This window comes from Planococcus sp. CAU13 (assembly GCF_000775575.1).
GTDB lineage: Bacteria > Bacillota > Bacilli > Bacillales_A > Planococcaceae > Planococcus.
In genome coordinates this window covers 1-10,628 of the sequence record NZ_JRGN01000171.1, presented here as the reverse complement: position 1 = coordinate 10,628, position 10,628 = coordinate 1, and the positions used below count along the sequence as shown (strand labels likewise).

At 48.6% G+C, this 10,628-nt stretch carries 8 protein-coding genes, 1 pseudogene and 1 other annotated feature; of the genes and pseudogenes, 2 read left to right on the top strand and 7 right to left on the bottom strand.

Annotated elements, in window-relative coordinates; all coding sequences use genetic code 11:
* The 5 genes and pseudogenes from KW93_RS07225 to KW93_RS07205 form a co-directional block, all read right to left on the bottom strand.
* Positions 1–232 (bottom strand): annotated as a pseudogene (locus tag KW93_RS07225) (hypothetical protein); the annotation flags it as partial.
* A 14-nt stretch (positions 233–246) separates the two neighbouring features.
* Positions 247–726 carry a type II secretion system protein gene (locus KW93_RS07220; RefSeq protein WP_033542317.1) on the bottom strand — a complete coding sequence of 160 codons (480 nt, stop codon included), beginning with the start codon at positions 724–726 and terminating at the stop codon, positions 247–249.
* A gap of 1 nt (position 727) precedes the next feature.
* Positions 728–1,315, bottom strand: a complete 588-nt coding sequence (locus tag KW93_RS07215; RefSeq protein ID WP_033542316.1) for a PulJ/GspJ family protein — start codon at positions 1,313–1,315, stop codon at positions 728–730.
* Positions 1,316–1,533: 218 nt separating this feature from the next.
* Positions 1,534–3,237 (bottom strand): sensor domain-containing diguanylate cyclase, encoded by a 1,704-nt coding sequence (locus KW93_RS07210; protein WP_052131502.1) that lies wholly within the window; start codon positions 3,235–3,237, stop codon positions 1,534–1,536.
* Positions 3,238–3,286: 49 nt separating this feature from the next.
* Positions 3,287–4,477 (bottom strand): bifunctional folylpolyglutamate synthase/dihydrofolate synthase, encoded by a 1,191-nt coding sequence (locus KW93_RS07205; protein WP_033542315.1) that lies wholly within the window; start codon positions 4,475–4,477, stop codon positions 3,287–3,289.
* Between the two features lie 70 nt (positions 4,478–4,547).
* On the opposite strand from KW93_RS07205, the gene KW93_RS07200 reads away from it, so the two are divergent.
* Together KW93_RS07200 and KW93_RS07195 are read left to right on the top strand one after the other, a co-directional pair.
* Positions 4,548–5,411: an ATP-grasp domain-containing protein gene (locus KW93_RS07200; protein WP_033542314.1), complete on the top strand. Its 864-nt coding sequence runs from the start codon at positions 4,548–4,550 to the stop codon at positions 5,409–5,411.
* Positions 5,408–6,178: an ATP-grasp domain-containing protein gene (locus tag KW93_RS07195; protein ID WP_033542313.1), complete on the top strand. Its 771-nt coding sequence runs from the start codon at positions 5,408–5,410 to the stop codon at positions 6,176–6,178. The genes KW93_RS07200 and KW93_RS07195 overlap by 4 nt, the downstream gene beginning before the upstream one ends.
* Before the next feature lie 74 nt (positions 6,179–6,252).
* Here KW93_RS07195 and KW93_RS07190 read toward each other — a convergent pair whose 3' ends face one another.
* Entirely contained in the window at positions 6,253–8,886 is a 2,634-nt protein-coding gene (locus KW93_RS07190; protein ID WP_033542312.1) for a valine--tRNA ligase, read from the bottom strand.
* A gap of 117 nt (positions 8,887–9,003) precedes the next feature.
* Positions 9,004–9,222, bottom strand: a binding site (T-box leader).
* Between the two features lie 21 nt (positions 9,223–9,243).
* Positions 9,244–10,293, bottom strand: coding sequence for an AbrB family transcriptional regulator (locus tag KW93_RS07185; RefSeq protein ID WP_235318380.1), 1,050 nt, complete (start codon positions 10,291–10,293; stop codon positions 9,244–9,246).
* Positions 10,294–10,628: the final 335 nt, after the last annotated feature.

The following is a 10,628-nucleotide window of genomic DNA, read 5'->3' as shown; positions in this document are numbered from 1 at the left end:
TTTCGATAATTTCAGCCTTGATGATCCCAATTTCACGCTCGAAATCCGCTGAATGAAATTTGACGCCCATCTCCGCCGACGCAACCGCCTGGTTTGTCGTGTCCACCGTCTGCTCCTGCTTTGCATTGCTCAGCGAGCCGGCCATGAAAGTGGCAGACAGTCCCATAAAAAGCACGACCATCAATAAAACAACAAGAAGCGCATAACCCTGCTGGTTTTCTAATGGCTTCATCATCATTGCCCCTTTCAGTTCTGGCTCGTCAATAACCTCGACAAAGTAGTTTCAATCGTCAACGTCCTTTTTGGATTGTTCAGATCTGTGATTGTCAAAGTAATTTCAGTGTGCTCTTCTTTCGGGAACAGCCCGTCGAATATAACCGGTGTGCCGGGAGATCTGACAACAGGTACATTATTGACAATGGTGCCGGTGAAATCGTATTTACCGGAAATGTTATTGGTTTCACATATTCTGTCTTCCGTGCACGACTCGATCTTCAATTGATCGTCATCGAATATGATGCTGTACTCGTGGCTGCCGCGGTGTGCCGCCATCAGGCTGCTGATCATCAAATTGGCATCCTGCTGGAGGATGGTCCGGTTCGTTTCTGTAGCTCCGTGCTGCATGCCGATGGATATCGCAGTCCAGCCGATGATCGCAACCACCGAAACAAGCGCCAGCGCCACGATCAGCTCGATCAGGGTCACCCCTTTTTGATTGCCCCTCAAGTCAGCCACCTCCAGTTGATGCGGGCGGTGCGTTTATGGCTTTATAGGTTATATAGGAGAAAGTCTCACTGCTCAATGTGTAATTACCGCTTCCCGGAACAGATTCTTTTAAAATTTTCACATGGACTTTATAAAGTTTGTTGCGCTCCGTTTCTTCGCAGCTGCCAGCTGATGACGCTGAATCCAGGAAGGTTTCGCATTCCAGATAAATATCGGCTTCATATAAATAACCGTCTGTTTTCTCGAAACGGATGATGCCTTCCGGATGCGGCCGAGCGCTTTCGGTATAGTTAAGCTTCGCCATTTCTTCAATTATCTTTGTTTCTTTCAAATAATCAGGAACATTTGTCAGCGGGTCCGTGGGCGCCGCCAAAATTAGTTTGTGCCATTTTTCCTGGTCTGTTATGGCGGCCATCTCCAGCCTTGCCAGATTCATGGTGTCCAGTTTCGCTTCTGTTTTTTCATTGAATAACGTCATCTGCGGAAAAATCGTCATGATGCCGACAAACAAGATACCCAGAATAACTATTGCGGCCAGTACTTCGACTAAAGTTAATCCTTTCTCATTGCTCACACGGCATTTCTTCATGCTCAGCCCCCCAAAAAATCATTAAATAACGTTAACCTTATATTGGAAATTAAACCTTTCTTATGGTACAAAACTTAATTACTATCATTATTGCATTTTCCCGTTTTCTCTGCACGGTTTTTTTGCATATTTTTCTACATATTTTCACAAATATTTGTTATCAGATATTTAGGGCTAGTAAAAAAGACTGCAAACCGGTATATTTCCGGTTACAGTCTTTATTTGGTGTAAGCTGCGACTTTATTGCGCCCTGCCTGTTTCGCTCCGATATATAATGCCCGGTCGGCGTTGCGTATCATCGCCATACCGTCATCGCTGTCATCCGGTGCGGACGACACGCCAATGCTCATCGTAATATTGATCGGGATGGTGCTGCGGTCTTCGTCGAGATCGTTCTGGATCATGAAGTCATGTTTCTCGATTTCCTTGCGGATATTTTCCGCCAGCAACATTGCCAGTTCTTTGCTGTAGTTTGGCAGCAGCACGACAAACTCTTCACCGCCGTAACGGGCGACCGTTCCTTCACTGCCGACAATTTCACAAAGAAGGTCGGCAAGCGAGACAAGGATTTCGTTGCCGCTCTGGTGCCCGTATTTATCATTGATGCCTTTAAAGCGGTCAATATCCATCATGATGACGGACAGGTTCCGCAATTCTCCGTTATTGACTCTCACCATTGCTTTTTCAAGCGCTTCATCCAGGTAACGGTAATTGTATAATTTCGTCAGGCCGCAGCGTTCACTTTTCGCAATCGCTTTTTGGACCAGCCCTGCTTTTTCAAGCGATACAGCGAAGTAGGTACTGAGGATGTCCAGGATCTGCAGCTGATGCGGCACGAATGCGTGCTTGCTGCGGGAACCGAGGACAAGCACCCCTTCAATCCGGTTGTTCCGTGAAATCGGCGTCGTCATCAGACTTTCCGTATCCGCTTTTATGTAGCTCGTTTCCATGCCTTTCCACTGGGCCTTGCTGTCGAAAATAAAAGATGTGTTCTGGACGATGGCATTGCCTGCCACGCCTTCATTGTATTTAGCCGGTTCAGCGTCGATCTTCTGGAATTCATTGTCTTCATACTTCCGCAGCGTTATGAGTTGGCCGTCGCGGTAATCGATGACGTAGGCGTAATCGACCTGAAAAAGGTCGGCCACCTGAAGGACGAACTGGTCAAACACTTCATCCGGTGACAGCCGGGCTGCCAGCTGATGCCCGATTTCGCCGGCTTTCTTCAGATCGCTGTTGACTTTTTCAGAGTTATTGTACATGCGCATGATCGCCGCCATTGTGAAGAAAGGAATTCCGAGAAGCAGCAGTGCAGCCAGCCCGATGTATGTTTCCGAAATATACAGGACGATCGCCAAAGGAAAAGCAAGAAACGCAATGGCGAAATCCCAAATGGTGTCGAGCGAGAAGAAATCTTTGTGTTCGCCGAGAATCCGGACGTATACATAGAGGATCACCTGATTGGAGACGACGGAAACCATCTGGAACAGGAGTCCGAATAGCACGATATGCCCCAAATCAAGCGAGCCGATCTGTCCGCCTGCAAAGATGAACGACAAACCTGCCAAAGAGGAAATGGCGAAAAACATCATCGAGTTAAAGGGTGTGCGGATCCAAAGGCTTTCGGAAGTCCGGAGACGCAGGATGACAATCAGCATCGTCAGCTGGGACAACAGGACTTCTGCGAATAAACCGAATTTCAGAAACACGGCGACTGTCAGCCATTGCACCAGATAAGTCGGCACGCCGTTGATGTTCATCGGAAGCAGACAGGCAAGGATGAAAAATGCCAGGTAGGCTGCAGCGTCCGCCCACGGAATATCAGGCGGCGGGAAATATTGATAGATTAAATAGAGTCCTGGAGGAACGATGAGAATCCAAAGCGTCCACAGAATTATCGGTCTTTTCTGTAACTTATGCATAGCAACTTCTCCCCTACTAGGTTCCCTCTATATGCCGTAGAAATTCTCATTAATCGGTTCTGTACAGTTTGAACATCGAGTAATTTTGTTTTCTAAGGTTTGCTAAAAGATAAAGCGAACCCGTGACTATTGTCACTTTATTTTTACTGGTTACAGGTAATATATCACAATGGTTTTGAATTGTCTTTATTTTACTACTACTTTTTAAAAATAAAGTTTGGGCGGGTAAAGCACGTTCATTTTCAAATTCCAGGAAGGTGAAATGCTCGCTCACTGTCTCCAGTTTGCGCAGGATCCCATCAGCGTCTTTGTCTTTCAATAAACCCATAACAATGTGAATATCGCGGTCTGGATAGGTTTCTCTGATTGTTTCCACCAAAGCGGCGACACTTGCTTCGTTATGGGCACCATCGAAAATGACATCCGGAAATACTTCTTCAAAGCGGTACGGAATCGTTGCCTGAGCCAATCCTTTTATTGCCATATGTTCTTGAAATTGGTTTTTAAGAATATTTTCTGTTGTCAACCATGCCAGATTTGCATTAGCTTTTTGATGTTGTCCTTTTAATTTTATCGGACCTTCGTATAGGTCTTTAGACCATAAAATTTCCGAGTCCATGTTTTTGGCTGTGGTACAGATTACCTTTTCCGCTTCATCAGGAAGTCTCCCGATTGCTATCGGTTTCCTTTTTTTGATGATTCCGGCTTTATGCCAGGCAATTTCCTCGAGTGTTGCACCGAGAAAATTGGTGTGTTCCAAAGAAATGCTCGTTATGACTGATATGATCGGCTCGATAACGTTTGTACTGTCGAATCTTCCGCCCATTCCGGCTTCGATAATTGTAAAATCTGGTTTGTGCTTTTTAAATAGAAGAAAAGCCACAGCCGTCAGCAATTCAAAATCGGTCAGAGGCGTGCTGATCTTCGACAGTTTTTCCATTGCCCAGTCAAAATCATCTTCAGTGGCCGGCTGCCGGTTTATCTGGATCTGGTCATGGACATCCACGATGGCAGGCGAAAAGAAATTGCCGACTGTTTTGCCGTGAGACATCAGAACAGCGGCGATGAACGCCGCTGTGGATCCTTTGCCGTTGGTGCCGGCAATATGTATGAAATTTTGGTTGTGGTGTGGATTGCCCAATTCGGCCAGGGCGTTTTTTATTGCGTCCAATCCCGGTTTTATGGAAGCTTCTGACGCTATATTCCACTTCTTTTTGTAATGGTCGAGTCCCGTTATCATCAAAAGCCTCTTTTCCGATCCCAAACGTGATACAATTTTTTTATTATTATAGCATGAAGGTGGAATGGATATGGCGTTATGTTGGATCATTTATAATGGAAGTTTAATTTCCGAAAAATTTGTCGACCAGGCCGAATTGGTGGCGGAAGCAGCCGAACGCGCCGGGGTTGATGCGCGTATCATGAAAAACAATGACGCCCTGATAGATCTGTCCGCTGACATGGTTTTGCCAGATTTTGCGGTCATGCTCGACAAAGATATTTTGCTCGGCTATTTTCTGAAGAGCCGCGGCGTGCCCGTGTATAATGACCCGGCCATCATCGACCTTTGTGACAATAAAGCAAAGCAGTACATAGCGCTTGCCTCTTCCGGTTTGCCGATGCCGGCAACCATTATCGCCCCGAAAGTCTATCCGAACTTTTCCATCCGGGAGTCGGGCTATTTCGAACGGGTGCTCGAGCGTCTCGGCCTGCCGATGATCATCAAGGAAGGCCACGGCTCGTTCGGCATGAAAGTCTATCTGATTGAAACGGAAGAACAGTTTTATGCTAAAGTGGATGAGTTACGCGGCATCGATTTCGTTTTCCAGGAATTTATCGAAGCGAGCCGCGGCCGCGATATCCGGGTCAATATCGTCGGCGGAGAAATTGTCGCTGCGATGTACCGGGAATCGAAAACCGATTTTCGCGCCAACATCTCGAACGGCGGCGAAGCGTTCCCGATTGAGCTGACGGAAGAACAAAAAACAATATCACTGGCGGCGGCCCGTGCAACCGGCGCCATTTTCGCAGGTGTCGATCTGCTGTTTGACGCGGATGAGAAGCCGCTCGTCTGTGAAGTGAACGCCGCCGCCCATATCCGCAACATCCTGAACGTCACTGGCATCAACGTGGCGGACGCCATGATCGCCTATATTCTGGAGGACATTCGATGATCCTGTTGTATGAAACGGCCGATGCTGAGCGGAATGGTGCGTTTATAGCGGAAATTAAGCGGTTTGCTAATGTTGAAATGGTTTGCTGGGATGAGTGGGATGATGCGGGGGTTGAGCAACTCGCTGAAAAGCTGATCGGTGAGATTGTCATTTGGCGCTGCCGGCGTCCCCTTGCAGCCCGTTATTTGGAAAACAATGGCGTCCGCCTCGTCAACCGGGCGGAGGTCAACCGAATCGCCAATGATAAATGGCTGAGTTATCAGCTGTTTTTGATGCTCGGTGTACCCGCTATTCCGACTTACCGCACACCGCAGCAATTCCCCTGCGTCGCAAAGACGGTCGATGGCCATGGCGGCAGCGAGGTGGAAATCATCGACAGCGCTGATGCCTGGAAGACCTTCAAAAGAGAAGTCATTTTTCAACCTGTTATCGAACACTCGGCGGACGTCCGAGCTTATGTTATCGGCGATGAAGTTGTAGGTGCTGTGAAACGGAGCTCTGATAATTCGTTCAAGAAGAATTTCTCGCTGGGTGCGGAAGTTGAAAAATTCGTGCTGGACTCCATTAAGGAACAGGAAGTTTTGAAAATCGCCCGCGCCATCAAAGTCGATTATATCGGCGTCGACTTCCTGCTGCTGGAAGACGGCCGCCACCTGTTCAACGAAATCGAAGACCCTGTAGGTGCCCGTTCGTTCTACCAGACGCATGAGGAGAATATTGCAGAGTTGCTGGTGAGGCATGTGGAGAAGAAGTTTGAAGATAAATAATTGCTGCAAAGCGAAAACCCCGAACCGCTTCTGAATTAGAAGTGATTCGGGGTTATTTTTATTTCATGAATATTTTACAGATTCTGCAGTTCCACTATACGTTTCTCAACCGTCGCGTGCTTCTCCAGATAATCCGATTCTTTCGCGCGTTCTTCCGCGACAACCGCTTCAGGTGCTTTTGAAACAAAGCGTTCGTTTGACAATTTGCCTTGAACAAGTTTGACTTCCTTCGCCCATTTCTCCAGCTCTTTATTCAAACGTGCAAGCTCTGCGTCAACATCGATCAGGCCTTCCAGCGGCATGAACAATTCTGCTCCGGATACTACTGCCGACATCGACTTTTCAGGAGCCTGGATATTCTGGCCGATCGTCAGCGTTTCCGGGTTGCAGAAACGTTCAATGTACGCGGAGTTCGCTTCCAGCACCGCATGCGTTTCAGCGTCTTTCGCAGAAATCGTCAGCGGCACTTTCTTGCTCATCGGCGACTGAACTTCCGCGCGGATCGTCCGTACGGATTTGATGACATCCACCAATAGCTTCATGCTTGAAGACTGGCTTTGATCCGTCAATGCCGGATCCACTGTCGGCCAGGCTGCAACCGTGATCGATTCGCCTTGTGTCGGCAGGTTCTGCCAGATTTCTTCCGTGATGAACGGCATGAACGGATGCAATAAACGCATCGTGTTGTCGAGTACATAAGCAAGTACGGAACGAGTCATCCGCTTCGCATCTTCGTCTTCACCGTATAACGGCAATTTCGCCATCTCAATGTACCAGTCACAGAAATCATCCCAGATGAAGTTGTAAAGGAGACGGCCCACTTCACCGAACTCGTAGCGTTCAGCAAGCGACGTCACTTGTTCGATCGTTTCATTGAGGCGCGTCAAGATCCACGAATCGGCCACGGATTTCTTGCCGCTCAAATCGATCTCTTCATATGTCATGCCTTCCATGTTCATCAACGCAAAACGGGAGGCATTCCAGATTTTATTGGCGAAGTTCCAAACGCTCTCCACTTTTTCCATCGAGAAGCGGAGGTCCTGGCCAGGCGATGAAGCCGTTGCCAGGAAATAACGCAGCGAGTCGGCGCCGTACTGTTCGATGACATCCATCGGGTCCACGCCGTTGCCGAGCGATTTCGACATCTTGCGTCCTTCCGCATCACGCACAAGTCCGTGTATCAATACATCGTCAAAAGGCTTTTCTTCCGTGAATTGGAGGGCCTGGAAAATCATGCGCGATACCCAGAAGTTGATGATGTCGTAACCCGTAACCAGCACGTCAGTCGGATAATAACGGTTCAGTTCATCGTTTTCTTCCGGCCAGCCGAGTGTCGAGAACGGCCACAGCGCTGATGAGAACCACGTATCCAGCACGTCTTCGTCCTGCGTCCAGTTTTCAGCATCAGTTGGAGCTTCGTGCCCAACGTAGATTTCGCCGGTTTCATTGTGATACCAGGCCGGAATCTGATGACCCCACCACAATTGACGCGAAATGCACCAGTCGCGGATGTTCTCCATCCAGTGAAGATAGGTTTTTTCAAAACGATCCGGCACGAAGTTGACGCCGTTTTCGTCCTGCTGCAAATCCACTGATTTCTGCGCCAGCGGCTTCATGTCAACGAACCATTGCGTCGACAGATATGGCTCAACCACTGCCCCGCTCCGTTCAGAATGCCCAACCGAATGCAAATGCTCTTCTATTTTGAATAAAACACCCTGCTCCTGCAGGTCCTTAACGATCTCTTTACGGCATTCGAAGCGGTCCATGCCTTCGTATTTACCGGCATTTTCGTTCATCGTTCCGTCTTCGTGCATAATCAGCACGCGTTCCAGGTTATGGCGATTGCCGATTTCAAAGTCGTTCGGGTCATGCGCCGGTGTAATTTTCACCGCTCCGCTTCCGAATTCCATGTCCACATAGTCATCAGCAACAATTTTCATTTCACGGCCGATGATCGGAAGCGTCACCGTTTTGCCGATGAGGTGCTGGTAGCGTTCATCTTTCGGGTGCACCGCAACTGCCGTATCACCGAGCATCGTCTCAGGACGTGTCGTCGCGATTTCGATATGGCCGCTGCCGTCTGTCAATGGGTAGCGCATATGATAGAACGCACCCTGCACATCTTTATAAATAACTTCGATATCGGAAATGGCCGTTTTCGTCGCCGGATCCCAGTTGATGATGTATTTACCGCGGTAGATCAGTTTTTTCTCATAAAGTTTAACGAAAACTTCGCGAACCGCTTTCGACAATCCTTCATCCAGCGTGAAGCGCTCACGGGAGTAATCGAGGCCAAGGCCCAGTTTCGACCATTGTTCACGGATATGGCCCGCGTATTCTTCTTTCCATTTCCATGATTCCTCTAAGAATGCTTCACGGCCAAGGTCATAGCGCGACTTGCCTTCTTCCTTCAGCTTGCCTTCAACTTTCGCCTGTGTCGCAATTCCGGCATGGTCCATGCCAGGCAGCCACAGCGCGTCATATCCCTGCATGCGTTTCATGCGTGTCAGGATATCCTGCAGCGTCGTATCCCAGGCATGGCCGAGATGCAGCCTTCCTGTTACGTTCGGCGGTGGAATCACAATCGTATACGGCGTTTTGCCGCTTTCGGGTTTTGCTTCGAAAAACTTGTTCTGGATCCACCATTCATAACGCCCTTTTTCAATGGACTGCGGATCGTACTTGGTCGACATGGTTTCTGTCATGTGAGTTCCTCCTCTTCTAGTCGCTGCTGGTTTTGATTTCCATAGCGCTTGGTTTTGATGGGTTGAAGCACAAACCTGGGCTAAAAAAGGGTACAAAAAAACTCCTGTCGTCTCTACTTAAAGGACGAAGGAGTTTTCGCGGTACCACCTTTATACACAGGCTGAAAAAAGCCTGGCTCTCAAGTTCGATAACGGATTCGCATCCGGATTCCGCTACTCAAGTTCACGGAAACTGCTCGGAGGTGACATTCAAATGCTGGTCCATGGAAACCTTTCACCGTTCGGCTTCCTCTCTGCAATGCACGCACATTCTACTATCCTCTTCAACGCATCAATATCTGATTACAACCATTGTACTCAATTTCCGGTTTTAGCGTCAAGTTTTTTCAAAAAATAGGCAACGGCAGGCGCCGCCAGCAATAAAATAAAGAACAGGCGGAACAAATGGAAGCTCGTGATGAGCGCCACATCGGCTCCTGCAGCGAGCGCCGTGATCCCCATTTCCGCCATGCCGCCGGGTGCAGCGCTCAGGAAGAAATCGAGGAACAGGTATTCCGGGAGCAGTGCGGATAAAATATAAGCAATCAATACAGTGAACGCGATGAGCAAAACGTTATTCACCACAATTGCAAACGCCAGCCGCATGCTCATATTTTCACGCAGCTTTTCCATCTGCAGGCCGAGATGTGCACCGACGAGGAGTTGGGCTAGAATGATGAGTAGCGGCGGCATCGCGGTGAGCGTGTCGCCGGTATAGGACTGCACGATTGCCAGGACGAGCACCGGTGCCAATAATTCTTTCGCGGGAAATGAAAAACGCTTCATCAATAAATAGGCGATGATGCCGAGAATGATGGCCATTGAAAATGGGGCTGGCGAAAAAGAGGCTGCCTCTGTTTGCGGAACTTGAGATGCTTCCCTGCCCGCCAGAAAAGTCGTCAGCAGCGGCACAATCGTCACGACGAGGAAAATGCGGAACGTCTGCATGACCGACACAACGGTGACGTTGGCGTTCTTGACATCCTCAGAGATGAGCACCATCTGCGACAGCCCGCCTGGCATCGATCCGAGCAGGCTGGTCTGGAGCGATTCGTTGGCCATTTTGCTGAACAGGAGCCCGAATAATAATGCTGCGATTATTACCGATACTGTCATAAACAGCATGTACGGCAAATCGACCCACATCAGCAGTACTGATTCCCGTGTAAACGAGGCTCCGATCATGATGCCGAGCAGAATGAGGCCGATAGTGCGGAATATCCGCGGCCAGTAAAATTCCATTTCTGTAAATTGTCTCAGCAGTAAGAGTGCCAGCATCGGCCCTAGAAGCCACGGCAGGAACATGCCGATTTGATTGAATAGGAAGCCGGCCGCAATCGCCACCAGCACAGTGCGTAGTAATTTCAAAACGGTTTCCTTCTTTCGGGATATAGCCTTGGTTTCAATGGTAACAGAAAAATTGCGTGTCCGGAAAATTCCTATGAGCGGTTTTGTGGGTTCTATGATCACTTTTCTGTGTTCTAGGATCACTCGCACTTTTCCCACACCCCCGCTTACTTCACTTCTCCCTGAACTTTCGGGCGAAGCCCTGTAATCCGCCCTTTTCTTTATATGTAAAACCCCGATTACATGCTTTTCGCAGGCGAAAAGCGACAGTGCAGAGACATTTGATAGGGGGATACGCGTTTGTTTGCGGTATAACTTCGTTTGTTTGCGGAATAGACCACTTTGTTTGCGTTATA